General features: G+C 65.2%; 23 protein-coding genes. 7 read left to right on the forward strand and 16 right to left on the reverse strand.

Features of this window, described 5'->3' with window-relative positions; translation table 11 throughout:
- The first annotated feature begins 41 nt into the window (after positions 1-41).
- On the forward strand, positions 42-992 hold the full coding sequence (hslO, locus tag P0D89_RS00830) for an Hsp33 family molecular chaperone HslO (RefSeq protein ID WP_408376006.1): 951 nt from the start codon (positions 42-44) through the stop codon (positions 990-992).
- Positions 993-1,195: 203 nt separating this feature from the next.
- Positions 1,196-1,579 carry a hypothetical protein gene (locus tag P0D89_RS00835; protein WP_408376007.1) on the forward strand — a complete coding sequence of 128 codons (384 nt, stop codon included), beginning with the start codon at positions 1,196-1,198 and terminating at the stop codon, positions 1,577-1,579.
- Positions 1,580-1,683: 104 nt separating this feature from the next.
- On the opposite strand, the gene ftsB is transcribed toward P0D89_RS00835, so the two are convergent.
- The 11 genes from ftsB to P0D89_RS00890 form a co-directional block, all read right to left on the reverse strand.
- Positions 1,684-2,118: a cell division protein FtsB gene (gene ftsB / locus P0D89_RS00840; protein ID WP_408376008.1), complete on the reverse strand. Its 435-nt coding sequence runs from the start codon at positions 2,116-2,118 to the stop codon at positions 1,684-1,686.
- Positions 2,119-2,233: 115 nt separating this feature from the next.
- Complete coding sequence (gene eno, locus P0D89_RS00845; protein WP_121317352.1) at positions 2,234-3,517, reverse strand: phosphopyruvate hydratase; 1,284 nt, start codon at positions 3,515-3,517, stop codon at positions 2,234-2,236.
- A 330-nt stretch (positions 3,518-3,847) separates the two neighbouring features.
- Positions 3,848-4,702, reverse strand: coding sequence for a 3-deoxy-8-phosphooctulonate synthase (kdsA, locus tag P0D89_RS00850; RefSeq protein WP_149668182.1), 855 nt, complete (start codon positions 4,700-4,702; stop codon positions 3,848-3,850).
- A complete protein-coding gene (pyrG, locus tag P0D89_RS00855; RefSeq protein ID WP_408376009.1) occupies positions 4,699-6,378 on the reverse strand; it encodes a CTP synthase in 1,680 nt (559 codons plus the stop codon). Before pyrG ends, kdsA begins: the two co-directional genes overlap by 4 nt.
- Before the next feature lie 292 nt (positions 6,379-6,670).
- Entirely contained in the window at positions 6,671-7,474 is an 804-nt protein-coding gene (locus P0D89_RS00860) for an alpha/beta fold hydrolase (protein WP_408376010.1), read from the reverse strand.
- Positions 7,475-7,640: 166 nt separating this feature from the next.
- Complete coding sequence (locus P0D89_RS00865; RefSeq protein ID WP_408376041.1) at positions 7,641-10,469, reverse strand: ComEC/Rec2 family competence protein; 2,829 nt, start codon at positions 10,467-10,469, stop codon at positions 7,641-7,643.
- Between the two features lie 77 nt (positions 10,470-10,546).
- Entirely contained in the window at positions 10,547-10,696 is a 150-nt protein-coding gene (locus P0D89_RS00870) for a hypothetical protein (protein WP_408376011.1), read from the reverse strand.
- Between the two features lie 112 nt (positions 10,697-10,808).
- Positions 10,809-11,597: a TatD family hydrolase gene (locus P0D89_RS00875; protein ID WP_408376012.1), complete on the reverse strand. Its 789-nt coding sequence runs from the start codon at positions 11,595-11,597 to the stop codon at positions 10,809-10,811.
- 50 nt (positions 11,598-11,647) lie between these two features.
- Positions 11,648-12,391, reverse strand: coding sequence for a lipoprotein-releasing ABC transporter ATP-binding protein LolD (lolD, locus tag P0D89_RS00880; RefSeq protein ID WP_408376013.1), 744 nt, complete (start codon positions 12,389-12,391; stop codon positions 11,648-11,650).
- A complete protein-coding gene (locus tag P0D89_RS00885; protein WP_408376014.1) occupies positions 12,384-13,637 on the reverse strand; it encodes a lipoprotein-releasing ABC transporter permease subunit in 1,254 nt (417 codons plus the stop codon). The genes lolD and P0D89_RS00885 overlap by 8 nt, the downstream gene beginning before the upstream one ends.
- A 501-nt stretch (positions 13,638-14,138) precedes the next feature.
- The gene (locus P0D89_RS00890) at positions 14,139-14,384 is read right to left on the reverse strand and encodes a hypothetical protein (protein WP_408376015.1); all 246 of its coding nucleotides are present in this window, start codon (positions 14,382-14,384) and stop codon (positions 14,139-14,141) included.
- Between the two features lie 145 nt (positions 14,385-14,529).
- Between P0D89_RS00890 and P0D89_RS00895 the strand changes: the two genes are divergently transcribed.
- The 5 genes from P0D89_RS00895 to P0D89_RS00915 all read left to right on the forward strand — a co-directional run bounded on the left by P0D89_RS00895 (position 14,530) and on the right by P0D89_RS00915 (position 21,410).
- Positions 14,530-15,663 carry a regulator gene (locus P0D89_RS00895; RefSeq protein ID WP_408376016.1) on the forward strand — a complete coding sequence of 378 codons (1,134 nt, stop codon included), beginning with the start codon at positions 14,530-14,532 and terminating at the stop codon, positions 15,661-15,663.
- A gap of 28 nt (positions 15,664-15,691) precedes the next feature.
- Entirely contained in the window at positions 15,692-17,398 is a 1,707-nt protein-coding gene (gene recJ / locus P0D89_RS00900) for a single-stranded-DNA-specific exonuclease RecJ (protein WP_408376017.1), read from the forward strand.
- A 160-nt stretch (positions 17,399-17,558) separates the two neighbouring features.
- A protein-coding gene (gene prfB / locus P0D89_RS00905) for a peptide chain release factor 2 (protein ID WP_408376018.1) occupies positions 17,559-18,663 on the forward strand; the annotation gives its coding sequence in 2 pieces (ribosomal slippage) (positions 17,559-17,639 and positions 17,641-18,663; 1,104 coding nt in all).
- A gap of 140 nt (positions 18,664-18,803) precedes the next feature.
- On the forward strand, positions 18,804-20,360 hold the full coding sequence (lysS, locus tag P0D89_RS00910) for a lysine--tRNA ligase (RefSeq protein ID WP_408376019.1): 1,557 nt from the start codon (positions 18,804-18,806) through the stop codon (positions 20,358-20,360).
- 309 nt (positions 20,361-20,669) lie between these two features.
- Positions 20,670-21,410 carry a glycine zipper 2TM domain-containing protein gene (locus P0D89_RS00915; protein WP_408376020.1) on the forward strand — a complete coding sequence of 247 codons (741 nt, stop codon included), beginning with the start codon at positions 20,670-20,672 and terminating at the stop codon, positions 21,408-21,410.
- 136 nt (positions 21,411-21,546) lie between these two features.
- On the opposite strand, the gene iscX is transcribed toward P0D89_RS00915, so the two are convergent.
- The 5 genes from iscX to iscA form a co-directional block, all read right to left on the reverse strand.
- The gene (iscX, locus tag P0D89_RS00920; protein WP_013588918.1) at positions 21,547-21,744 is read right to left on the reverse strand and encodes a Fe-S cluster assembly protein IscX; all 198 of its coding nucleotides are present in this window, start codon (positions 21,742-21,744) and stop codon (positions 21,547-21,549) included.
- Between the two features lie 17 nt (positions 21,745-21,761).
- Complete coding sequence (fdx, locus tag P0D89_RS00925; RefSeq protein WP_408376021.1) at positions 21,762-22,103, reverse strand: ISC system 2Fe-2S type ferredoxin; 342 nt, start codon at positions 22,101-22,103, stop codon at positions 21,762-21,764.
- 133 nt (positions 22,104-22,236) lie between these two features.
- Positions 22,237-24,108 carry a Fe-S protein assembly chaperone HscA gene (gene hscA, locus P0D89_RS00930; RefSeq protein WP_408376022.1) on the reverse strand — a complete coding sequence of 624 codons (1,872 nt, stop codon included), beginning with the start codon at positions 24,106-24,108 and terminating at the stop codon, positions 22,237-22,239.
- A 117-nt stretch (positions 24,109-24,225) separates the two neighbouring features.
- Positions 24,226-24,753 (reverse strand): Fe-S protein assembly co-chaperone HscB, encoded by a 528-nt coding sequence (hscB, locus tag P0D89_RS00935; protein ID WP_408376042.1) that lies wholly within the window; start codon positions 24,751-24,753, stop codon positions 24,226-24,228.
- A gap of 137 nt (positions 24,754-24,890) precedes the next feature.
- Positions 24,891-25,214 (reverse strand): iron-sulfur cluster assembly protein IscA, encoded by a 324-nt coding sequence (gene iscA, locus P0D89_RS00940; protein ID WP_408376023.1) that lies wholly within the window; start codon positions 25,212-25,214, stop codon positions 24,891-24,893.
- Between the last annotated feature and the right edge of the window lie 78 nt (positions 25,215-25,292).

Here is a 25,292-nt window from a genome sequence, read left to right on the forward strand (position 1 = left end):
CGGTGTGGCATCACGCCGCGCCATTCCACCGAGGAAAAGTTGTGAGCGACCAGTTGCAAAAATTCATGTTCAGCGCGGCGCCGGTGCGCGGCGAGATCGTTTCGCTGCGCAATACGTGGCAGGAAGTGCTGACGCGCCGTGATTATCCGGCGCCCGTGCGGACGATTCTGGGCGAAATGATGGCCGCGTGCGCGTTGCTGTCGGCGAACCTCAAGTTCGACGGCACGCTCGTCATGCAGATTTTCGGCGACGGCCCGATCAAGATGCTGGTGGTCCAGTGCAGCTCCGATCTGTCGATGCGCGCCACCGCCAAGCTGTCCGGCAACACGGGCGACACGATCGACGACACGACCTCGATGATCGAACTGTTGAACGCGAGCGGCCACGGCCGCTGCGTGATCACGCTCGACCCGGCCGACAAGCAGCCCGGCCAGCAGCCGTATCAAAGTATCGTGCCGCTGTCGGGCCTGGACGGACCGCTCAAGTCGATGGCCGAAGTGCTCGAACACTACATGCATCACTCGGAGCAGCTCGACACTCGGCTGTGGCTTGCCGCGAACACCGAGCGCGCGGTCGGCATGCTGTTGCAGAAGCTGCCGGGCGACGGCGGGATCGTTCCGCATCCGGGCGAGCTGGACGCGGATACGTGGGAGCGCGTGTGCACGCTGGGCGGCACCCTGTCGCAGGAGGAGTTGTTGAAGGAAGAACCGGAAACGGTGTTCCGCCGCCTGTTCTGGCAGGAGAACGTGCAGCATTTCGAACCGGCCACCGCGCGTTTCGAGTGCACGTGTTCGCGCGAAAAAGTCGGCGGCATGCTGAAGATGCTCGGCCGCGAGGAAGTGGACGGCGTGGTCGAAGAGCGTGGCCACGTCGAAATCCATTGCGAGTTCTGCAATCAACGGTATGAATTCGATCCGGTCGACGTGGCGCAACTTTTCGTCGCCAGTGCACTCTCACAAGGCGTGACGCCCGCTGCCGACCAGCGGCATTGATGCCGCACTGAAACGGCTTTCGCCGGGGCGGGCGCGACGCCGGCTGAGGGGCGCCGCAGCGCGCTTGCACAACGGCAGTCACTACCGCGCCGCCCATTGTCTCCACGGCCGGGGCGGCGCAGTATCTTCGATCATTGCGTTGAATCATTGGCATTGCACGCCGCGCACGTTTTGCTTAGGGGTCCGACCGATGGAGTTCGAACATGACACGCCCTGTTTCGCCGCTATGCAACGCGTGCACGCTCACCCTGCTGGCTGTCGTCGCGGGCAGCGCGGCTCTGACCGGCTGCGCGATGAACCCGCCGGGCGGCCAGTCGCAGATCTTGAGCCGCCTGCCAGCCGATCAATCGGGCGCGCCCAATACCGCCCCATCGCTGACACCTGAAGAGCGCGCGCGCTACGACGCGATCGACCGTCAGGTGATGTTCGAGCAGGATCAGACCATTGCCGCCGAAAACGCCGCGCAGGCATGGTCGCGTTACTATTCGCCGCCCGTCCGTGTGTTTGGCAGCTACTCCACCGGCGGCTGGGGGCGTGGCTGGGGGACGGGTATCGGCGTCGGCTTCGGGCCGAACTGGGGCTGGTAGTCCCGGCCGCAGCCCCAATGCAAGCGCAAAAAAAAAGCGCGGTTCAGAAATGAACCGCGCTTTTTTTGCATGCTTCTTACCAAACCAACGCTAACCGGCAAACCTCAATGCGTGGCCTTCTTCTCCTTGGCCACCGCCTTCCCGCCATGCTTGCGATCTGGCTTCGCGCGCGACTCCGGATTCGGCACCACATGCAACGGCGCCGCCGACACTTCGCCACGTGTCGAGGTGGTCACCGAAGGCGCGTTCGCGGTCGGCAACGGTGCATTCGGCGAGACGAACTGCACGAACACTTCGCCGTCCTTCACCATGCCCATCTCGTAGCGCGCGCGCTCTTCGACTGCGGCAGTGCCGTTCTGCAAGTCCTGCACTTCGCCCTGAATACGCTCGTTGCGCAGCTTCGAATCGGCATTCTTCTGCACCTGCTGCGCCAGTTGCTGCTGCAACTCATGCACGCGCAACCAGCCTCCATGGCCCCACCAGAGCGGGTACTGGATCAACACCAGCAGAACGATCAGGACAGCAGTGACAAGCCGCATGAAGTAAGCACAATAAATACGCGCCGCCCTGCGCTGTACGCAGGGCGGCGAGGTCAATCAGAAACGAAGGATGACCGGCTCATCGGTCAGCGCTAACAAACTGGCCACGACGACCTTAGCGCAGATTGTAGAACGCCGACTTGCCCGGGTAGCTGGCGATATCACCGAGATCTTCTTCGATGCGCAGCAACTGGTTGTACTTCGAGATGCGGTCCGAACGCGACAGCGAACCCGTCTTGATCTGACCGGCGTTCAGGCCGACAGCGATATCCGCGATCGTCGAATCTTCGGTTTCGCCCGAGCGGTGCGAGATCACGGCCGTGTAGCCGGCGCGCTTGGCCATTTCGATTGCCGCGAAGGTTTCCGTCAGCGTGCCGATCTGGTTGATCTTGATCAGGATCGAGTTAGCGATGCCCTTCTCGATGCCTTCCTTCAAGATGCGCGTGTTGGTGACGAACAGGTCGTCGCCGACCAGCTGGACCTTCTTGCCGAGCTTCTCGGTCAGCGTCTTCCAGCCTGCCCAGTCGCTTTCGTGCATGCCGTCTTCAATCGACACGATCGGGAACTTGTCGGCGAGGTTCGCGAGGTAGTCCGCGAATTCCGTCGACGACAGTTGCAGGCCTTCGCCGGCCAGCTGGTACTTGCCGTCGTGGTAGAACTCGCTGGCTGCGCAGTCGAGTGCGAGCAGCACGTCTTCACCGGCGCGGTAGCCTGCTTTCTCGATGGCTTGCAGGATGGTCGACAGGCACTCGTCGTTGCTGCCGAAGTTCGGTGCGAAGCCGCCTTCGTCGCCCACCGCCGTGCTCATGCCGCGATCCGACAGGATCTTCTTCAACGCGTGGAACACTTCGGCGCCGCAGCGCAGTGCTTCGCGGAAGGTCGGCTGGCTGACCGGCACGATCATGAATTCCTGGATATCCAGGCTGTTGTTCGCGTGCGCGCCGCCGTTGACGATGTTCATCATCGGCACCGGCAGTTGCATCGCGCCCGAGCCACCGAAGTAGCGGTACAGCGGGAGGCCTGCTTCTTCAGCGGCGGCTTTCGCGACGGCCATCGACACGGCCAGCATCGCGTTCGCGCCGAGGCGCGACTTGTTGTCGGTGCCGTCGAGTTCCAGCAGGGTCTTGTCGAGGAAGGCCTGCTCGGAAGCGTCGAGGCCCATGATCGCTTCGGAGATTTCCGTGTTGATGTGCTCGACGGCCTTCAGCACGCCCTTGCCGCCGTAACGGCCGGCTTCGCCATCGCGCAGTTCAATGGCTTCACGCGAACCCGTCGACGCACCCGACGGCACCGCGGCGCGGCCCATCGTGCCCGACTCGAGCAGCACGTCGCATTCGACAGTGGGGTTGCCTCGCGAATCGAGAATCTCTCGACCGATGATATCTACGATAGCACTCATGGTTTCCTCAAGAAATGACGTTGAATTCTTTACCGTGACACTGTACCAGGCGCCTGTGTCGATCCGGAGTTAGCGCTTTAGCGCTTACTCCGGTCCCATGCAGCGCATGTCGATCCGGAGTTAGTGCTTCAGCGCTTACTCCGGTCCCATGCAGCGCATGTCGATCCGGAGTTAGTGCTTCAGCGCTTACTCCGGTCCCATGCAGCGCACTGGCCTCCCCGACAGACAGCTCGCGCGCCGATACGTTCGACGACCATTGCGTGCATCCGCCGCACGCCGCTGATTGTGCGCATTATGCAAGCCAATCGTGACACGCGGCGAACGCCTGAATCAGTTGAAATCGCTCTCGAGGAACGGCGCGCGCTTGACGGCCTGGTCGAGCGTCAACAGCGTCTCGAGCAGATCGGCCATGCGGTTCAGCGGCACCGCGTTCGGGCCGTCCGATTTGGCCTGCGCCGGATTCGGATGCGTTTCCATGAAGAGGCCGGCGACGCCGACCGCGACCGCGGCACGCGCGAGCACCGGCACGAATTCGCGCTGACCGCCCGAGCTCGTGCCCTGGCCGCCCGGCAACTGCACCGAGTGCGTGGCGTCGAACACGACCGGCGCGTTGGTTTCGCGCATGATCGCCAGCGAGCGCATGTCCGACACGAGGTTGTTATAGCCGAACGACACGCCGCGCTCGCACGCCATGAACCGGTCTTCCGACAGACCCGCTTCGCGGGCCGCGTCACGCGCCTTGTCGATCACGTTCTTCATGTCGTGCGGCGCGAGAAACTGGCCCTTCTTGATGTTGACCGGTTTGCCCGAACGCGCGCAAGCGTGGATGAAGTCGGTTTGACGGCACAGGAAAGCCGGCGTTTGCAGCACGTCGACCACCGAGGCGACCTGTTCGATTTCGTGCTCGGCATGAACGTCGGTCAGCACCGGCAGACCGAGCTGACGCTTCACTTCCGACAGGATGCGCAAACCTTCGTCCATGCCCAGACCGCGGAACGACTTGCCGCTGCTGCGATTGGCCTTGTCGTACGACGATTTGTAGATGAATGGAATGTTCAGCTTCGCGCAGATTTCCTTCAGACGGCCCGCGGTGTCGATCGTCATCTGCTCGGATTCGACGACGCAGGTGCCCGCGATCAGGAAAAACGGCTTGTCGAGCCCGATTTCGAAATCGCCCAGTTTCATGCTTTCTCCCCGACTTCGGTTGCCGTTGCCGTGCGCGACTGGTGATGCGCGAGCGCCGCTTCGACGAACGACTTGAACAGCGGATGGCCGTCGCGCGGTGTGGACGTGAATTCCGGGTGGAACTGCACGCCGACGAACCACGGGTGCATGCTGCGCGGCAACTCCATCATTTCCGGCAGATCTTCACTCGGGGTACGGGCGCTGATGATAAGGCCACCGGCTTCGAGCTGGGGCACGAAGCGGTTATTGACTTCATAACGGTGGCGATGGCGTTCGTTCACGTCCTTGCCGTAGATCTCCTCAGCCATCGTGCCGGGCTTGATCGGGCAACGTTGCGAACCGAGGCGCATCGTGCCGCCCAGATCCGATTCTTCGGTGCGCTTCTCGACACGGCCTTCGCGGTCATACCACTCGGTAATCAGCGCGACCACGCGGTTTTCGGTTTCCTGATCGAACTCGGTGCTGTTCGCATCCTTCAGGCCAACCACGTCGCGGGCGAATTCGATCACGGCCAGTTGCATGCCGAGGCAGATGCCGAGATACGGCACCTTCGCTTCACGCGCATAGCGGATCGCGGCGATCTTGCCTTCGGTGCCGCGACGGCCGAAGCCACCCGGCACGAGCACAGCGTCGAGATGCTTGAGGCTTTCGACGCCTTGCGTCTCGACCTCTTCGGAGTCGATGTATTCGATGTTGACGCGGGTCGCCGTATGCATCGACGCATGGCGCAGCGCTTCGATCAGCGACTTGTACGACTCGGTCAGATCGACGTATTTGCCGACCATGCCGATCGTCACTTCGTGCTTCGGATGCTGGAGCTTCTCGACGAGGTCCGACCACATCGACAGATCGGCGGGCTTCGGCGTGAGCTTGAGCTCTTCGCAGATGATCGCGTCCAGATCCTGGTCGTGCAGCATCTGCGGAATCTTGTAGATGCTGTCCGCGTCCCACACGGAGATCACCGCGTCTTCCGGCACGTTCGAGAACATCGAGATCTTCGCGCGCTCGTCGTCCGGAATGCGGCGGTCGGCGCGGCACAGCAGCACGTGCGGCGAGATACCGATTTCGCGCAGCTTCTGCACGCTGTGCTGGGTAGGCTTGGTCTTGAGTTCGCCGGCCGTGGCAACCCACGGCACCAGCGTGAGGTGCACGAAGCACGCGCTGTTACGGCCCATGCGCAGGCTCATCTGACGCGCGGCTTCGAGGAACGGCAGCGATTCGATATCGCCCACCGTGCCGCCCACTTCGACGATCGCGACATCCGGCTCGCCGCACGTCGCGGAAGCTGCGCCGCGCTCGATGAATGCCTGAATTTCGTTCGTGATGTGCGGGATGACCTGCACCGTCTTGCCGAGATAATCGCCACGGCGTTCCTTGCGGATCACCGATTCGTAAATCTGGCCCGTGGTGAAGTTGTTGGCCTTGCGCATCTTCGTGCTGATGAAGCGCTCATAGTGGCCGAGGTCGAGGTCGGTTTCAGCTCCGTCTTCCGTCACGAACACTTCGCCGTGTTGGAACGGGCTCATCGTGCCGGGGTCGACGTTGATGTACGGATCGAGCTTGAGGAGGGTGACTTTAAGACCGCGCGATTCGAGGATCGCGGCGAGGGAAGCGGCGGCAATACCCTTGCCGAGGGAAGATACTACGCCGCCGGTGACGAAAACATATTTGGTCATCGCTGGATGCTCGCGGGAAAAACGGATTATACCGTAAAGCAAGGGCCCGACCCAGCAAAATCCGACCGACACCTGCACGCTCGTCTGTCGTGGTGGCGGCAGTCGCGGCGCATCAGTCATACGCTGTTTTTCGTGACGCGGTTCTGTTGTCATGCGCAGTTGCGAGTGCGGTTGCACACCCCGCCGCCAACTGCCGCAACCCTGGCCGCGCGCGCCGGGACATCAGCCGAAAGTGACGGCTGCCTTCGCCGGGCGGCGCTCTATCCGATGCGCCGCCTCCCGCCGCGCGGCGTCAGGTGCGCCGCTCCAGTTCGTTCAACATCCGCTGCACCGCGCGCGCGGTTTCGAGCGGCTTTTCCATCGGATAAAGATGACTGCCCTCGATCCATTCCAGATGGCCGCCGGTGGCGCGACGGGTGGCATCGAGTCCGGCCTGGCGGATTTCCTTCGAGCGCGTGCCGGCGATGAACCCGACCGGCACCGGCGCGCCGCGGGCGAGCCGCGCGCCGAGCGTGTGCGGCAGAGTCCTGTAGATCTGATATTCGATGCGGCGGTCGAAGGCGAGGGAGCGGCCGCCGTCGGGCGAACTCTGCGGAATGCCGAAGTCGATATAGTCGGACAGCATGCGCTCGTCCCAGCGCGCGAACGCCGGCTTCGAATGAAAGTGGCGCCACGCTTCGTCGCGGCTCGCCCAGTGGGTGCGGCGCGTGCGCGTGGCGGCCGCGGGCGAGAGGCGCTCGTCGAGCCCGGTCCATTGCGACACGCGCAGCATGCTGCTGCGCCAGCCGGCGATCACCGGCGAATCGAGCATCACCACGCCCCTCACCCATTGCGGCTTTTTCAGCGCCGCCATCAGCGATAGATAACCGCCGAGCGAATGCCCGAGCAGCCAGACCGGATGCTCGTAAGCGCGGCCGATGTCGTCGAGCAGCTGTTCGACCAGATGCGGCCAGTCCTGTGTCACCGGGAAACGGGCGTCGTGGCCGATCCGCTCGATCGAGCGCAGGTCGTAGTCGTCGGCGAGTTCGGCAAAGATGGTCCGATAGGTCGACGCTGGGAAGCCGTTGGCGTGCGAAAAATGAATGATGTTTTTCAACTGCGGCTATCTCCGTTCTGATTTTTGCGCGCGGATTTGCGCGTGCGCTTTTTCGCAATTGCTTTTTCGTGAGTGCTTCGCGCATGCCCTCATGCAGCCACTGCGGCGTGGTCGCGCGTTTCTTCTGCGTGTTGCATGTACAGGCGGCGATCCATTCGCCGGGCCGTCAGCGATCCATCCAGTAGCGGCGCTGCGTATCGCGATAGCGCTCGAGTGTCAGCGTGGTGCCTTGCGGGCCCGGGCTCACGTCGACCCGCACCGCCCCGTCCGTATCGCTGCGCCCCAGCTCGATACGGCGCGCCTTGTAGCGCTCGAACACCCCTGCGTTCGGATGCTGGAAGCGGTTGCGATAGCCTACCTGAAATAACGCGATGGACGGCTCGATAGAGTCGAGGAACGGCTCAGTCGACGAGGTCTTGCTGCCGTGATGCGGCACGACCAGCACCTGCGCGCGCAATGCGCCGCGATCGCGCGCTAGCAGCACGCGTTCGGCCGGTGCCTCGATGCCCGCGGTCAGCAAGGCTGCGACGCGCGGCGATGCTGGTTGAGCAGGCGATTCCATTTGCGGAAGCGCTGCCGTTTGCGACGGCGGTGCTGGTTGAGGTAGCGTTTGCGGTGCCGTTTGCGGTAGCGGTGCGGTTTCAAGAGACGCTGCCGCTTGCCGATGGGCTCCCGTTTGCGCAGACGTCGCCGTTTTAGAAAGCGCTCCTGCCCCGCTCGCGGCGCCTGGCATCGTGCTGACCCGCAACACGCAGCAATGCGAGTTCGGCTTGCCCTGCAACGGGCCGGCATCCGGCCACAGCATCGCGAACTCGACGCCGTCCCACTGCCAGCGCTGTCCCGCCGCACATGGCACCGTCTGGGCGCCGTGCTGCCGCGCGCTCGGCCACAGCGTGTTGTCCGGCGCCAGTGCCGCCACCAACTGATGCACGTCGATCGCGTCGAGTACGGCGGGCGCGCCACCCGAATGGTCGGAGTCGGCGTGGCTGATGATCAGCGTGTCGAGTGCCGCGACGCCATGTGCCTGCAGGAACGGCACGACCACTCGCTCGCCCGCATGGGTCGACTCCGGGCCCGGTCCCGCATCGAACAGCAATGCGTGATGCGCGGTTTCGACCAGCACCGAGCTGCCCTGCCCAACGTCCAGCGCGGTCAGACGGAAACTGCCGGGCGGCGGACCAGGCGGCGCCGGCATCAGCAGCGGCAGCCACGTGAGCGGTGCGGCCCAGCGCAACGGCCAGCCACGCGGCGCGAGACACCAGAACACGCCGAGCGCGGCCGCGGCAAGCGTCCATGCGTCCGGTTGCGGCAGCCGCCAGAGCGCCCAGGCGGGACCGGACAACATGTGCAAGCCGACGGCCAGCAGATCGAGCAGCGCATGCGCGGTGTGCCACAGCCATGCATCGAGCGGCGCGGGCAATGCCACGCCGGCCAACACCGCCGGCGTGACCAGCAGACTGACCCACGGAATCGCGAACGCGTTCGCGAGCGGACCAATCAGCGGAATCTGCGCAAACCAGTAGACGGTCAGCGGCGCGAGGGCGAGCGTTACCGCGATCTGCACATGCGCGGCGCTGTGCAGCCGTTCGGCGAGGGCGCGGATACGGCGGCATAGGGCGGCGCACAGCTTCGGGATTCGGCGAGGCTCGCCTCTACTGGTGCCACTCTTGCTGCTTTTGCCGCTTCCGCCGCTTCCGGTACTGTCGCCCGTCCCGCCCGTTCTGCCCGGCCCGCCTCTCCCGCCTCTCCCGCCTCTCCCGCCTCTCCCGCCTCTCCCGCCTCTCCCGCCTCGCTCGTCCTCGTCCTCGCCGTCACCTTCACCTTCACGCTCGCCGTCCTCGCCATCGCCACGGTCGCCATCCTCGCCATCGCGACCTTGCCAGCGACCCCGCACCCGCGGCCGCCCCGCCACCGCGAACAGAATCGCAGCCACCGCGCAGAACGACAGCCAGAATCCCGCCGACACCACCGCCCACGGATCGACCAACAGCACGAGCCCCAGCGCCCACGCCAGCACCACCGAGCGCGCCAGATCGCGCCCGCTGACGAACGCCAGCGCGACGACGCCCGCCATCCACAGCGCGCGCTGCGCCGGCACATTGAAGCCGGCCAGCGCGGCATGCAGCGCGGCGAAGCCGGCGCCCGCCGTCACCGCGACGATTTGCGCGGGCAACCGCAACGGCCAGTTGCGCCCAATCCATCCGGAACGCCGCCACACCGCGCCCGCCAGCCATCCGGCCACCCCCGCGACGAAGCCGATATGCAAGCCCGAAATCGCCACCAGATGACTCGTGCCGGTGGCGCGCATCAGCAGCCAGTCGGCGGCGCTGACTTCGTCCTGAGCGCCGATCGCCAGCGCGACGACAATCCCGCGATGCGGCGCGTCCGCCAACACCGCGTCGATCCGCGCGCGCAGCGCGGCCCGCCAGCGGTCCATGAGCACGCTCAGGCCCCGCGCCCGGCCTGGCAAACGCAGCGCGCGAACCGGGCCGCTCACGTAACCGGTGGCCCGCACATTGCGCGCGAGCAGATTTGCTTCAGCATCGCGCACGCCGAAGTTCGCGTTGCCGTGCGGGCGTTTGAGCCGCACGGTCAACCGCCAGCGATCACCCGGTTCAAGCCGTGGCGCGGAGGCGTCGGCATCGATCCAGGACAGTTGGATTACGCGCGGAAAACGAACGGACGGCGCAGCGACAGCCGCAGTTGCAAGTGCAACAACGGGCGCCGTGGCTGCTTCAACTTCGAACAAAAACCGCACACCGTTGTCGTCGCGTGACGGCAGGCCCTTGATGCTGCCGACGACCTCGATGTCGCGCCCCTCCCATGCAGAAGGCAAGCTCGCCGCGAGCCGCAATTCCGCGCGCACGGCGGCGTAGCCGAAGCCCGCGCACGCTGTCGCACACCACAGCGCGGTCCACCCGATGAACGACCGCACACGCGCATCGCACCGCAAGCGCCTGGCCAGCGCGCTCGAAATCGCAGCCCAGCCGATCAGCAACCGCACATGCCTATCGAGCCGTAAGCGCCGCACCGTCGCATCCGCTGCAGCCGTCGTCCGCCAATGCGCGACCATCATCGCATCAGCACGCCCCCCCAAACCGCGAAGGCAAGCGCCACCCCGCCCAGCACAATCAATCCGCACCAGCCCGCCCAATCCGGCAACGCCGCCTGCCGTTGCAGCCAGATCACCCCTAACGCAAACCCGCACCACCCTGCCCGCATTCGCCCTCCGTCCAGCAAACGCCGAACGACACAACATCCGGCGAACGGGCGTCAGCGAGCCCGCCGGGCGTGGGTATCGCCCGGCGCGAACCACTCAGACCAACGAGTTCGATTATGCAGAGGAAAGTGCGAGCCGAGGCAGCGCGGCGAGCGCGTTAGCCGTTGTGCCTAGGGCGGTTTCGTCGGCGCTCATGCCGCGCAGTTGCGCGAGGCCCGCTCCGATGCCCGGGATCTGCTCCGGCGAGTTGCGCTGCTTGTACATCCACGAAGGGGCAATGTCCGGCGCATCGGTTTCGACGACCAGCGCGTCGAACGGCAACTGCTCGGCAAGACGACGGATTTGCCGTGCGCGCTCGAACGTCAGGTTGCCGCCGAAGCCCAGATGCATGCCCTGATCGATGTAGGCCTGGGCCTGCTGGAAACTACCGTTGAACGCGTGCGCGATGCCGCGATGGATCTGATGCCGCCGCAGTCCCTTGATCACCTGATCCTGCGATTTGCGCACATGGCAGATCACCGGCAGGTCGAATTCGCGCGCAAGCTGCAGTTGACCGTTGTAGAAGAATTGCTGGCGCGCATCGTCGAGACCGTCGACGAAATAGTCGAGCCCGATCTCGCCAATGCCGACGAACAGCGGATCGTCGAGACTCGCCTCGATCTCCATGCGCAGCAGGTCGAGATCGCGCTCGTCGGCGCCCGGCGTGAAGAGCGGATGAATCCCGAGCGCATAGGCGCCGCCGTCGACCCGACGCGCAAGCTCGCGCACCGCGGCGAAATTCTGCTTGCCGATCGCCGGAATCACAATGCGCGTGACACCCGCGCCGCGTGCCGCCGCCGCGACCGCGTCGCGGTCGGCGTCGAACTCCGCAGCGTCGAGATGGCAGTGCGTATCGATCCACATGACAGACCTCGTCAGACTAACGGCAGCGGCTCACGGCAAGTGGCCTGCCGTCAGACCGGCACCGGCGGCTCTTCGTGCAGCACGCCGTCGCGCAGCCGCATGATGCGGTCGCAGCGGCCGGCCAGTTCCGGGTCGTGCGTGACGATCACGAAACTCGTTTCGAGCGTTTGCGACAGTTCGAGCATCAGGTTGAACACGGTATCGGCGGTGCCGCCGTCGAGGTTGCCGGTGGGTTCGTCGGCGAGCACGCACGCCGGCCTGGTGACCAGTGCCCGCGCGATCGCCACGCGCTGACGCTCGCCGCCCGAAAGCTCACCCGGACGATGCTTCGCGCGATGCCCCATGCCGACCCGCTCCAGCACCTGGAGCGCTTCGCGGCGCGCGGCTTCGGTCGTCATGCGGCGAATCCGCAGCGGCATCGCGACGTTGTCGAGCGCGGAAAACTCCGGCAGCAGATGATGGAACTGGTAGACGAAACCGAGCGCGCGATTGCGCAAGTCGTTGCGTTCGCGCTCGGAGAGCTGCGTGAACGGCTTGCCCATCACCGACACATGACCGGCGCTCGGATCGTCGAGGCCGCCGAGCACGTGCAGCAGCGTGCTCTTGCCGGAGCCCGACGCGCCGACGATCGCCAGCTTCTCGCCGCGCCGCACGTTCAGTTCGGTATTGTTGAGCACCTGCACGTTCAGACCGCCCTGCACGAACGATTTGGAAATGCCGGTGGCTTCGAGCACGTACGGATGCTGCGCGGTGTCCTGAGTGGGCATGGATAAGTTGGCGGAACGGTCATTCATAGCGCAGCGCCTCCGCCGGACGGACTTTCGCGCCGCGCCAGCTCGGGTAAAGGGTCGCCACCGCCGACATCAGGAACGCGATGATGCCGATGCGCGCGACGTCGGCTGGAATCAGCTCCGACGGCAGCTCGCTGATGAAGTACACCGACGGCGGCAAGAACTGCACGCCGAGCAGATGCTCGATCATCGGCACGAGCCAGGGAATGCTCCACGCGATCAGGCAGCCGAGCGCGACGCCGGTCGCCGTACCGATGAAGCCGATCGTCACGCCCTGCACGACGAAGATCTTCATGATCGAGCCGGGCTGCGCGCCGAGCGTGCGCAGGATCGCGATGTCGGCCTGCTTGTTGGTCACCGTCATTACCAGCGAGGAGACGAGATTGAACGCGGCCACCGCGATGATCAGCGTGAGGATGATGAACATCATGCGCTTTTCGATCTGCACCGCCGAGAACCAGGTCTTGTTCTGCTGAGTCCAGTCGCGGATGTAGAGATCGCCCGACAGGCTGCGCGCAAGCTGATGCGCGACTTCCGGCGCGCGCTGCATGTCGGTCAGACGCAGCCGCACGCCGGTCGGCGCGGGCAGGCGGAACAGCGCCTGCGCGTCCTTGATGTTGATCAGCGCGAGCGTGCTGTCGTACTCGTAATGCCCCGACTCGAAGATGCCCACCACCGTGAACTGCTTCAGGCGCGGCAGCATGCCGGCCGGCGTGATCGTGCCTTCGGGCGCGACCAGCGTGATCTTGTCGTTCAGCTGCACGCCGAGATTGGTGGCGAGGTCCGCGCCCAGCACGATGCCGAAGTCGCCCGGCACGAGATCGGCCAGCCTGCCGCCTTTCATTTCCTTGCCGATGTCGGACACTTCAGGCTCGAGCGTCGGCTCGACGCCGCGCAGCGCGACGCCGCTCACAGCGTCCTGGCGCGTGAGGAGCGCCTGCGCTTCGACGTACGGCGCCGCGCCGATCACCTCCTTGTTCTGGCGCGCTTCCTGGGCGGTCAGTTGCCAGTTGGGCATCGACCCGGTCGGTGAAAAGATTTCAACATGCGCGAGCACCGACAGCATCCGGTCGCGCACCTCTTTCTGAAAGCCGTTCATCACCGACAACACGACGATCAGCGCCGCGACGCCGAGCGCGATGCCCGACATCGACACCAGCGCGATGAAAGAAATGAAGCCGTTGCCGGTCGTGCGTTTGCCGGCGCGCGTGTAGCGCCAGCCAATCTGCCATTCGTAGGGAAATTTCAAGCGAATCCTTTTCTGCGTTGTTCGGCCCGGCCGTTCGGCTGCGCTTCACCTTTATGCTGCGCGCGAAGGACGTGAAACGTCTGTCGCGCGGCCCGAGCGTCGTGATCATTGGTGTCGCGGCGGCGCCGATGGTTCCGGTGGCGCCGCGCCGTGGGGCGTTCGCTGTGTGGCGTTTGTGATGGCAAGACGCGCGCCGCTGCGATCCACTGTGCGCTTTGGGAGCCGCGCCGCCGTTGTTGTCACCGCAGCAACCGCCGGCGCCACCGCCGATCAAGCGCGAAGTTTGCCATACAATGCCGCCGGCTCGCGCAAAGGCCGTACAGGAAAGGACCGGGGAAGCAGGCCCGGCGGTCCTGGGCCGGGCCCGATCCGCTAGCGCAAAAGCTGGCCATACGGGCACGCGTTCGCTCCGCGGCGACGGGTTCGAAGCGTAGTCGTCGTCGGGTCGCCGGGCCGCGCTTCGTTCGGCATCCGGCGTGCCGCAATCCGCATCCAACACCGCTAACGCAAGTTATAACGCCCGCGCAGCTCATTAATAACCCCTGCGGCAGCCCTGCTCGCCTCCTCGCGCGCATCCGCATCCTTGCGGTCGCGGTGCAGATGGCTGATGTCCCAGTTGCAGCCGTCCTCGTCCTCGACCGTCTCGTGGAAACCGGTCGGAATCCAGCCGGCCGTAACCGGGTTCGCATCAAGCGCCTGCACGACCAGTTCGAGCAGTTCCCGCTCGGTTTTGAGTTCACGCGACATGCCGGTCTCCATCGTGACGCGCGGTGCCGCCGCGCGCGGCTGCTGCGACGTCCGCGCGGCCGGCGGCCAACCGGTGGGCCGGGCGTCGCCGCGAGTCGTCGAGCGGGAAGCTTGTGGTCGGAATACTCGCACTCTTTGCCCTACAATGCGCAGCATCATGCTCGCCAACCGTATCCATCTGCTCCTGCCCTTCGCGCTGCCCGCCGCAGCGGACGCCTCCACCGCCCTTCACGACATCCAGAGCCCGGCCCTCGACCGGTTGATCGCGCGCGCGACGCTGGTCGAACGGGTGGTCGGCGAGGATTTTCAGCGCACGCTGCCGCACGAGCGCTGGGTGGCCCGGCAGTTCGGCGCGCTGCCGGTCGGCGCGGCGGCCGCCGACGAAGCGCCGCTCGCCCCCTACATGCTGCGCGCCGACGGTGGCGAGCCCGGCAGCGCGACGTGGGGCTGCGTGCAGCCGGTGCATGTGCGCATCGCGCATGATCACCTGGTGCTGATCGATCCCGCGTCGCTCGAACTGTCCGACGACGAAGCCCGCGCGCTGCTAGCGGTCGCCCGGCCGCTGATCGAGGAACTCGGCGTGCGCATCGAGGCGCCCAAGCCCGCGCGCTGGTATCTGTCGGGCGACGGCTTCGGCATGCTGGCGGGCGCGTCGCCGTTGCGCGCGAGCGGCCGCAACATCGAAATCTGGCTGCCGCACGAAGCGCATTCCGGCGAGCGTTCGCGCGCGTGGATGAAGCTGCAGAACGAAGTGCAGATGGCGTGGTTCGAGCATCCAGTCAACGAAGCGCGCGAGGCGCGCGGGCTGCCGGCCGTCAACTCGATCTGGTTTCACGCGCAAGGCGCGGCGCAGCCGGTGCGCAGCCCGTTTGCGCGAGTGTTCTCCGACGCCGCCGCGACGCGTGGCCTCGCAATGAGCGCCGGCGTCGAAACCGGCGCGCCGCCGGCGTCGTTCGGCGCGCTGGCAAGCCGAGCTGGCGACGCAAATGGAAATTCATCCGCTGCAACCGCGAGCGCCAATGCAACCGGCACGCTGGTCGAACTCGACCCGTTCTCCGCACCCTACATCGAGCAGGACTGGGCGCGCTGGAACCACGCGTTCGCCACCGTGCAAACCGACTGGTTCGAACCCGCGCTGGCCGCGCTGCAATCCGGCCGGCTCGACGAACTCGGCCTGACCCTGTGCGGCGACACCGGCTCGGTGACGCTCACCGTCACGCGCGGCGACCTGCGCAAATTCTGGCGGCGGCGCGTGCTGGCCTCGCTTCTGATCGAATGACTCATCGCCTGATCCACGGCCTCTCCGAATGACTCGAATCGTTACGCGCACCTGCTCCCCGGTCGACGCCGAAATCCTCACCCGCCACGGCCTGCATCCGGTGCTCGCGCGTCTGTACGCGGCGCGCGGTGTGTGCCTGCCCGATGAAATCGAAACCGGCCTCGCGCGGCTCGTACCGCCCGCCGGGCTCAAAGGCTGCGAAGACGCCGCCGCGTTGCTCGCCGATGCGATCCAGCACAAGCGCCGCGTGCTGGTGGTCGCCGACTACGACTGCGACGGCGCCACCGCCTGCGCGGTCGCGGTGCGCGGGCTGCGCATGTTCGGCGCCCGGATCGACTACCTGGTGCCGAACCGCTTCGAGTACGGCTACGGTCTCACGCCGGAGATCGTCGCACTGGCCGCGCGCGGCGCGTCGGGCAAGCCGGACCTGCTGATCACGGTAGATAACGGCATCGCCAGCGTCGACGGGGTCGCGGCGGCCAACGCGCTCGGCATCGACGTGCTGGTGACCGATCACCACCTGCCGGGCGACGAATTGCCCGCCGCCCGCGCGATCGTCAATCCGAACCAGCCGGGCTGCACGTTTCCGAGCAAGTGCATCGCGGGGGTCGGCGTGATGTTTTATGTGCTGCTCGCGTTGCGCGCGGAATTGCGCCGCCGCGGCGCGTTCGGTGACGCGTTGCCCGAACCGCGTCTGGACGGCCTGCTCGACCTGGTCGCGCTTGGCACGGTTGCCGACGTGGTCAAGCTCGACGGCAACAACCGCGTGCTGGTCGCGCAGGGTTTGCAGCGCATCCGCAAAGGCCGGATGCAGCCGGGCATCGCCGCCCTCTTTCGCGCCGCCGCGCGCGACGCCCGCAGCGCGTCGGGCTTCGACCTCGGCTTCGCGCTTGGGCCCCGGCTGAATGCGGCCGGGCGGCTGTCGGACATGTCACTCGGGATCGAATGTCTGACCACCGACGACGTCGGCCGCGCGTGGGAGCTTGCGCAGCAGCTCGACACGATGAACCGCGAACGCCGCGAGATCGAAGCCGGCATGCAGCAACAAGCGCTCGACGACCTCTCGACGATCGACCCCGACGGCGCGACCACCATCACGCTGTTCAATCCGGGCTGGCATCAGGGCGTGATCGGGATCGTCGCCGGCCGGCTGAAGGAAAAATTCCACCGGCCCTCGTTCACCTTCGCGCTCGCCGACGACAGCGGCCAGACCGTCAAAGGCTCGGGCCGCTCGATCGCGGGCTTCCATCTGCGCGACGCGCTCGATCTGATCTCGAAGCGCGAACCCAACCTGATCGCCAAGTTCGGCGGCCACGCGATGGCCGCGGGCCTGACGCTCGCCGCCGCCGACGTGCCGCGTTTCAGCGCCGCGTTCGAAGCGGTCGGCCGCGAGTGGCTGTCCGCGGACGCGCTGTCGCGCACCGTGGAAACCGACGGCGAACTCGAGGACGCATACTTCACGCCGCAATTCGTCGAAATGCTCGATGCGGCCGTATGGGGCCAGGGCTTTCCAGCGCCGGTGTTTTCGGGCGAATTCGACATCGCGTCGCAGGCGCTGGTCAAGGACAAGCACCTGAAGCTGCAGCTCGTGCGCGGCCGCCAGCGCTTCAACGCGATCTGGTTCAATCACACCGACACGCTGCCCGCGCACACCACCGTCGCTTACCGGCTGGCGAGCGACACGTGGAACGGCGTGTCGCGCGTGCAACTGATCGTCGAGCATGCGGTGAGCTGAACCGGTCGGCTGGGCTGGCGAGCCGTCGCGTCGCGCCCGTCAATCGCTGAAAATCTCCACAAAATCAAGTCCAAACACGCGCCGGAGCGCTCAAGAGCCTCCGGCGCGCCGCGCCGATCGGCTATAATTTCCCCTTTTTACGAAGCTATAAAAGATCGACATGGAAGCGGAACGTCTCAACGCGATCGAAGCCTCTCTGGCGGACCTGCGCACGCGCGCGGCCGACCTACGGGGGTATCTTTGACTACGACGACAAAGCACTGCGTCTAATCGAAGTCAACCGGGAACTCGAAGATCCGGACATCTGGAACGACTCGAAGCATGCCCAGGCGCTCGGCCGGGAAAAGAAGCTGCTCGACGACACGGTCGGCAAGCTCACGTCGCTGCACAACGACCTGCGCGACGCCCAGGACCTGTTCGAGATGGCCCGTGAAGAAGGTGACGACGAAACGCTGATCGCCTGCGAAACCGATGCGCAAGCGCTCGAAGCGCGCGTGGCCGACATGGAATTCCGCCGGATGTTCGCGAACCCGGCCGACCCGAACAACGCGTTCCTCGACATCCAGGCCGGCGCCGGCGGCACCGAGGCGTGCGACTGGGCGTCGATGCTGCTGCGTCAGTATCTGCGCTACTGCGAGCGCAAGGGCTTCAAGACCGAAGTGCTGGAGCAAACCGACGGCGACGTCGCGGGCATCAAGAACGCCACGCTCAAGATCGAAGGCGAATACGCTTACGGCTTCCTGCGCACCGAAACCGGCGTGCACCGGCTCGTGCGCAAGTCGCCGTTCGACTCGTCGGGCGGCCGTCATACGTCGTTCTCGTCGGTGTTCGTGTACCCGGAAATCGACGACTCGATCGAAGTGGACATCAATCCGGCCGATTTGCGTATCGACACGTACCGCGCGTCCGGCGCGGGCGGTCAGCACATCAACAAGACCGACTCCGCGGTGCGTATCACGCACATGCCGTCGGGCATCGTCGTGCAGTGTCAGAACGACCGTTCGCAGCACCGCAACCGCGCCGAAGCCATGGCGATGCTGAAATCGCGCCTGTACGAAGCGGAAATCCGCAAGCGTCAGGCCGAGCAGGACAAGCTCGAAGCCGGCAAGACCGATGTGGGCTGGGGTCATCAGATCCGCTCGTACGTGCTGGACAATAGCCGTATCAAGGATCTGCGCACCAACGTCGAAATCAGTAACACCAAGAGCGTGCTCGACGGCGACCTCGATCCGTTCATCAGCGCCAGCCTGAAACAGGGCGTTTAAGCGCAGCCGGCGCGGCCAGCCAGGCCGCGCGGCATCTTCGCTGTTGCTTCGCTGTTTCTTTATACCGCCTGAGGTTTTTACACTGACTGGCCTCCCGCCTGCGGGGCACTCCGCGGCGGCCCACCGAATACCAAATCATCATGACTGAACCGACCCAGCCGAATGCGGCCCAGCCTAATGCGGCCCAGCCGAATGTCGCGCCCGAAGTGGACGACAACAAGATCATCGCCGAGCGCCGCGAAAAGCTGCGCGAGTTGCGTGAACAAGGCATCGCCTATCCGAACGACTTCCGTCCCACGCACCACGCCGAAGATCTGCAGGAACAGTACGAGCATGCCGACAAGGAAGCGCTCGAAGCGAATCCGCTCGAAGTCGCGATCGCCGGCCGCATGATGCTCAAGCGCGTGATGGGCAAGGCGAGCTTCGCGACCGTGCGTGACGGCTCGGGTCAGATCCAGTTCTTCATCACGCCGGCCGACGTCGGTCAGGAAACGTACGACGCGTTCAAGAAGTGGGACATGGGCGACATCGTGGCGGCGCGTGGCGTGCTGTTCCGCACCAACAAGGGCGAGCTGTCGGTGCGCTGCACCGAATTGCGTCTGCTGTCGAAGTCGCTGCGTCCGCTGCCGGACAAGTTCCATGGTCTGTCGGACCAGGAGATGAAGTATCGCCAGCGCTACGTCGATCTGATTGTCACGCCGGAAACGCGCAAGACTTTCGTCGCGCGCACCAAGGCCATTTCGTCGATCCGCAAGTTCATGGCCGACGCCGCCTTCATGGAAGTCGAAACGCCGATGCTGCACCCGATTCCGGGCGGCGCGGCGGCCAAGCCGTTCACCACGCATCACAACGCGCTCGACATGCAGATGTTCCTGCGCATCGCGCCGGAACTGTATCTGAAGCGGCTGGTGGTCGGCGGCTTCGAGCGTGTGTTCGAGATCAACCGTAACTTCCGCAATGAGGGCGTGTCCGTGCGCCACAATCCGGAATTCACGATGATCGAGTTCTACGCTGCGTACACCGATTACAAGTGGGTGATGGATTTCACCGAGCAGTTGATCCGCCAGGCCGCGATCGACGCATTGGGCACGGCCACGATCACGTATCAGGGCCGCGAACTCGATCTGGCCAAGCCGTTCCATCGGCTGACCATCACCCAGGCGATCCAGAAGTACGCGCCGCAGTACACGAACGAACAACTGGCGGACAGCGGGTTCCTGCGCACCGAGCTGAAGAAGTTCGGCATCGACGCGTCGCAACCGCAGTTCCTGAATGCGGGCGTGGGCTCGCTGCAGCTGGCGCTGTTCGAAGAGACCGCCGAGTCGCAATTGTGGGAGCCGACTTACATCATCGACTACCCGATCGAGGTGTCGCCGCTCGCGCGCGCGTCGGACAAGGTCAACGGCATCACCGAGCGTTTCGAGCTGTTCATCACGGGTCGTGAAATCGCCAACGGCTTCTCGGAGCTGAACGATCCGGAAGATCAGGCGGCCCGCTTCAAGAAGCAGGTCGACCAGAAAGACGCCGGCGACGAGGAAGCGATGTTCTATGACGCCGACTACATCCGCGCGCTCGAATACGGGATGCCGCCCGCCGGCGGTTGCGGAATCGGCATCGACCGTCTGGTGATGATGCTGACCGACAGCCCAAGCATTCGCGACGTAATTCTGTTCCCGCATCTGCGCCGCGAAGACTGATCGTTACGCGGTTCGCATCTAAGCAAACGCCCGGGTCGTAGCCGGGCGTTTTTTCTTGCGGCGCATGCAAGATAGCGTTGGCGTCGGACGACGTTTGTAACCATCGGTAAAAGCTGAGCAAAACGCGGTCGCGCTGTCGTGCTGAGCAACTTTTTCGAACGTTGCAAAGACCAAGCCGCTGCGCGCAGGTTGCCGCGGCATCGCTGCGTGGGGCTGCCCGCGAGCGGTTACAAAATGAAACGCCGCCGGGATCGAATTCCCGGACACTCAGTCTCAATACAGTCGACTCTGCCAGAGACGGAGGTCAACATGGACAATCCCGATAACCGAATCACACAGCCACGCCGGCTTCATCCGCTGATCGCGACCGCGGCGGGCGCAGTGATCATCGCGAGTCTCGCCGGGACCGCGGCAGTTACGGGTCTGTTTTCGAAGGCGTCGGGCACAGGTGCGCAGACCGATCAGACCCAGGCCGCGCAAGTGACCGCCCAGCAACAGGGCCAACCACCCGTCATCGATTCGGCGGCACCTGCCAATGGCGCGGCACAGCAGCAACAGCTCGCGCAGCAGCAGCCGCAGCAAGTTCAGCAAGCCGCGCCGCCCGAGCCAGCGCCGGCACCACCAGCACCGGCACCGCAGCAGCAACAACTCACCCAGCAGCAGCAAGCGCAGCCCGCGCCGCAGTACGCGCAACAGCCGGCGCCTCAACCTGCGTACTGCTCGACTTGCGGCACGGTCGTCGCGATCTCGGCGGTGCATCAGGAAGGTCACGGCACTGGGATCGGCGCGGTCGGCGGCGCGGTGGCCGGGGGCGTGGTCGGCAATCAGTTCGGCTCCGGCGGCGGCCGCACGGCGATGACGCTGCTCGGCGCGCTCGGCGGCGGTCTGGCCGGCAACTCGGTCGAAAAGCATATCCGCAGCTCGACGTCGTATTCAGTGCGCGTGCGGATGGAAAACGGCAAGACGCGCTACTTCACGTACCACGAAGCGCCGCCGTTCCAGCAAGGCCAGCACGTGCGGGTCGAAAACGGCACACTGGTCGCTGGCTAGGCCGACGCAAACGCGAAGACCCAGGGAGGCAGCGCGGCTTTGCGCGGGCGTTAAAAAAGCGATTCCGATGGAATCGCCTTTTTCTTTGTCGCGATGCAGCCGGCGAACGAACAACGGGCGCACAGGAGAACGCGTTTCAGTAATCCGCGTCTTCAATCCATGCAGCCTGAATCGCTTCGAGGATCTTTTCGTTGGAACGGTTGGGATCGTCGTCGAACCCTTCGAGTTCGGTGACCCAGCGGTGCAGGTCGGTGAAGCGCACCTGCTGCGGATCGACGTCCTGATGCTTGTCAGTCAGAGCCATCGCAATGTCTTGCGTGTCGGTCCACTTCATGGCTGCATCCTCCTTTGTTAGTGGTTTTCCTTCGCGTGATTGATCGAATAACGCGGAATTTCGACGACCAGATCCTGCTCTGCCGGCGCCAATGCCTGGCACGACAGACGCGAGGCTGGTTCGAGCCCCCATGCCTTGTCCAGCAGATCGTCCTCGTCTTCCTCGGAAGGCGTCAAGGCGGCGAAACCCTCACGCACGATCACGTGACAGGTCGTGCACGCGCAGGACTTCTCGCACGCATGCTCGATTTCGATGCCGTTATCGAGCAGGTTGTCGCAAATGCTCTTGCCGGGCACGGCGTCGATCACCGCGCCTTCCGGGCACAGTTCGACGTGGGGCAGCACAACGATTTGAGGCATACATTTTCCGTTTCGGTCTGAGGTGCGGCGGCCGCCAACGGGCTCCGCACCATTTTACTGGCGCCGTGGGGACTTTTTAAGTCCGCACGGCGCGCTCGAGTTTATGGCCGGCGCACCGGCCGGCCCGCCACACTCAGATCTCGTCGAGCTTGCGGCCGGCGAGCGCGCGGCGAATGCCCTTGTTCATGCGGCGAGCGGCAAATTCGTCGGTGCCTTCGGCGAGCGCCTTGGTCGCGGCTTCGATCGCATCGGCGGCGTCGCTTTGTGCGATGCTGCGCAGCGCGGTGAGCAGCGCGTCGAGCGCGGCACGCTCGCTGTCGTCGAGCAGTTCAGCGTCGGCGGCGAGCGCCGCGTCGGTGGCTTCCACCAGACGCCGCGCTTCGACCTGCGCCTCGCGCAGCGCACGCGCGCGCATGTCGACTTCGGCGGTCGAGAAGCTGTCTTCGAGCATGCGGGCGATGTCGTCGTCGGCGAGACCGTACGACGGCTTGACCACCACCGACGCTTCCACGCCCGAGCCCTGCTCACGCGCGAACACCGACAGCAGGCCGTCGGCGTCCACCTGATAGGTCACGCGGATGCGCGCCGCGCCGGCGGCCATCGGCGGAATGCCGCGCAGCTCGAAACGAGCGAGCGAACGGCAGTCGCTGACGAGCTCGCGCTCGCCTTGCACGACGTGGATCGCCATCGCGGTCTGGCCGTCCTTGAAGGTCGTGAAATCCTGCGCGCGGGCAACCGGGATGGTCGAGTTGCGCGGGATGATCTTCTCGGTGAGCCCGCCCATCGTCTCGACCCCGAGCGACAGCGGGATCACGTCGAGCAACAGCCAGTCGTCGCCGTCCGCACTACGGTTGCCCGCGAGCAGATCGGCCTGGATCGCCGCGCCGAGCGCGACGACCTGATCCGGGTCGAGGTTGACGAGCGGCGGCTGGCCGAAAAACGCCTCGACCGCGCGGCGGATCACCGGCATGCGCGTCGCGCCGCCGACCAGCACTACACCTTTGATTTCCTTCGTCGTCACTTTGGCGTCGCGCAGCGCCTTTTTGGTCGGGCCGAGCGTGCGCTGGACCAGCGCCTGAGTGATCGCCTCGAAAGTGGCCTCAGTGATCGCCAGATCGAGCCTGGTGCCGTTCGACAGCGTCGCCGCAAGGGTAGCCTCAGGCGCATCGGACAACGCCTCCTTGGCCTCGCGCACGCTGTCGAGCAGCAGGCGCACGTCTTCGGCTGCGAGCGATTGCCGCGCGATGCCCGCCTGCTCCAGCACGTGGCGATACAGCGCGTGATCGAAATCGTCGCCGCCGAGCGCGGAATCGCCGCCCGCCGCGAGCACTTCGAACACGCCCTTGGTGAGCTTGAGAATCGACAGGTCGAAGGTGCCGCCGCCGAGGTCGTACACCGCGTACAGCCCTTCGGAGCCGTTGTCGAGGCCGTAGGCGATCGCCGCCGCGGTCGGTTCGTTCAGCAGCCGCAGCACGTTCAGGCCGGCCAGACGCGCGGCGTCCTTGGTCGCCTGGCGCTGGGCTTCGTCGAAATACGCGGGCACCGTGATGACCGCGCCGACCAGCTCGTCACCGAGCGTGTCTTCGGCGCGCTGGCGCAACGTCGCGAGAATTTCGGCCGACACTTCGACCGGACTCTTCACGCCGTCGACCGTGCGGATCTGCACCATGCCGGGCGCGTCGATGAATTCGTACGGCGCGTTTTCGGCGCCCTCCACTTCCGCCTTGCCGCGGCCCATGAAGCGCTTGACCGAGACGATCGTGTTGCGCGGATCGCTCACCGCTTCGGCCTTCGCCTTGCGGCCGATGCGGCGGCCGCCTTTTTCCAGGTAGCGCACCACCGACGGCAGCAGCACGTGGCCGTCCGCGTCGGGCAGCACGTCGGGCACGCCGCTGCGCACGGCGGCGACGAGGGAGTTGGTGGTGCCGAGATCTATGCCGACCGCCAGACGCCGCTGGTGAGGCGCCGGCGCCATGCCGGGTTCGGAGATTTGCAGTAAGGCCATCTGGATCTTCTCGGGGCCGCTGTGCCCCGTCCTGAATTTTCGCGTTGCTGGATGTAATGCTACGGCTGCTGGCTGTTGGCTCCTCGCCTCATGCCGACGACGCGCCGCGCTAAAACGCTAGTTCTCGAGCCGCTCGATCTGCGCGCCGATTTCCGACGCCACCCGCTCGATGAACATCAACTGCCGCACCGCCTCGCCCCCCGCCTGATTCGCGCCGCTGTCGAGCGATGCGCCGAGCTTGTCGAAACGCATGCGCTCCTCGTTGCGCAGTTCGGTGAGCAACGCGTCGAGCGCGTCGACGTTCTTCGCCGCGGCGGCGTCTTCGATGCTCTCGCGCCACTCCATCTGCTGCATCAGGAACGCCGGCTCCATCGCCGTATTGTTCTCCACGCCGACGTCGATGCCGCGCAGCAACAGCAGATACCGCGCGCGTCTGAGCGGATCCCGCAGCGTCTGATACGCCTCGTTGGCGCGCGTCGCCCATTGCATGGCAACGCGCTTTTGCGCATCGCCGGCTGCCGCGAAGCGGTCCGGATGCACTTGCGCCTGCACCGTGCGGTAGGCGTGATCGAGCGTTGCCGCGTCGAGCGCGAATTGCGCCGGCAGATCGAACAGGTCGAAGTGGCTGTCTTTCAGCGAGGCCATCGGATAGAAGGAGTCCATTCAGGAAAGCGCACCGGAGTGCTGGTCTATAAACGCGGCGCGAAACTCGAAAACGCGGATCAAACTAAAAAGGCGGCCCGCGCCGCCTTTGATCCGCTGCACGCGGAAAAGCCTCGAATCTACACGCGGAACGATTCGCCGCAGCCACATTCATCCTTCACGTTCGGGTTGTTGAACTTGAAGCCTTCGTTCAGCCCTTCACGCGCGAAGTCGAGTTCCGTGCCGTCGATATAGGCGAGGCTCTTCGGGTCCACAATGATCTTCACGCCGTTGCATTCGAACACTTCATCTTCGGGCGCGAGGTCATCCACGTACTCGAGCTTGTAGGCCAAGCCGGAGCAACCGGTGGTGCGCACGCCGACACGCAGTCCGACGCCTTTGCCGCGACGGGTCAGATACTTCTGGACGTGTTGTGCTGCCTTTTCGGTCAACGTAATTGCCATAGCGTTTCTCATTGCGCAGTGCGTGGCCGTCACCCGGGTGTCGATCACCCATGTGACTGCTTGTGCGCTGCTACCCTG

Source organism: Paraburkholderia sp. RL18-085-BIA-A, from assembly GCF_046027075.1.
Taxonomy (GTDB): Bacteria; Pseudomonadota; Gammaproteobacteria; order Burkholderiales; family Burkholderiaceae; genus Paraburkholderia.

Coding starts and splice junctions, on each gene's coding strand:
- P0D89_RS00835 (WP_408376007.1), top strand. CDS start 1,196: ATGACACGCCCTGTTTCGCCGCTATGCAACGCGTGCACGCTCACCCTG.
- ftsB (WP_408376008.1), bottom strand. CDS start 2,118: ATGCGGCTTGTCACTGCTGTCCTGATCGTTCTGCTGGTGTTGATCCAG.
- eno (WP_121317352.1), bottom strand. CDS start 3,517: ATGAGTGCTATCGTAGATATCATCGGTCGAGAGATTCTCGATTCGCGA.
- kdsA (WP_149668182.1), bottom strand. CDS start 4,702: ATGAAACTGGGCGATTTCGAAATCGGGCTCGACAAGCCGTTTTTCCTG.
- pyrG (WP_408376009.1), bottom strand. CDS start 6,378: ATGACCAAATATGTTTTCGTCACCGGCGGCGTAGTATCTTCCCTCGGC.
- P0D89_RS00870 (WP_408376011.1), bottom strand. CDS start 10,696: ATGCGGGCAGGGTGGTGCGGGTTTGCGTTAGGGGTGATCTGGCTGCAA.
- P0D89_RS00875 (WP_408376012.1), bottom strand. CDS start 11,597: ATGTGGATCGATACGCACTGCCATCTCGACGCTGCGGAGTTCGACGCC.
- lolD (WP_408376013.1), bottom strand. CDS start 12,391: ATGAATGACCGTTCCGCCAACTTATCCATGCCCACTCAGGACACCGCG.
- P0D89_RS00890 (WP_408376015.1), bottom strand. CDS start 14,384: ATGTCGCGTGAACTCAAAACCGAGCGGGAACTGCTCGAACTGGTCGTG.
- P0D89_RS00895 (WP_408376016.1), top strand. CDS start 14,530: ATGCGCAGCATCATGCTCGCCAACCGTATCCATCTGCTCCTGCCCTTC.
- recJ (WP_408376017.1), top strand. CDS start 15,692: ATGACTCGAATCGTTACGCGCACCTGCTCCCCGGTCGACGCCGAAATC.
- lysS (WP_408376019.1), top strand. CDS start 18,804: ATGACTGAACCGACCCAGCCGAATGCGGCCCAGCCTAATGCGGCCCAG.
- P0D89_RS00915 (WP_408376020.1), top strand. CDS start 20,670: ATGGACAATCCCGATAACCGAATCACACAGCCACGCCGGCTTCATCCG.
- iscX (WP_013588918.1), bottom strand. CDS start 21,744: ATGAAGTGGACCGACACGCAAGACATTGCGATGGCTCTGACTGACAAG.
- fdx (WP_408376021.1), bottom strand. CDS start 22,103: ATGCCTCAAATCGTTGTGCTGCCCCACGTCGAACTGTGCCCGGAAGGC.
- hscA (WP_408376022.1), bottom strand. CDS start 24,108: ATGGCCTTACTGCAAATCTCCGAACCCGGCATGGCGCCGGCGCCTCAC.
- hscB (WP_408376042.1), bottom strand. CDS start 24,753: ATGGCCTCGCTGAAAGACAGCCACTTCGACCTGTTCGATCTGCCGGCG.
- iscA (WP_408376023.1), bottom strand. CDS start 25,214: ATGGCAATTACGTTGACCGAAAAGGCAGCACAACACGTCCAGAAGTAT.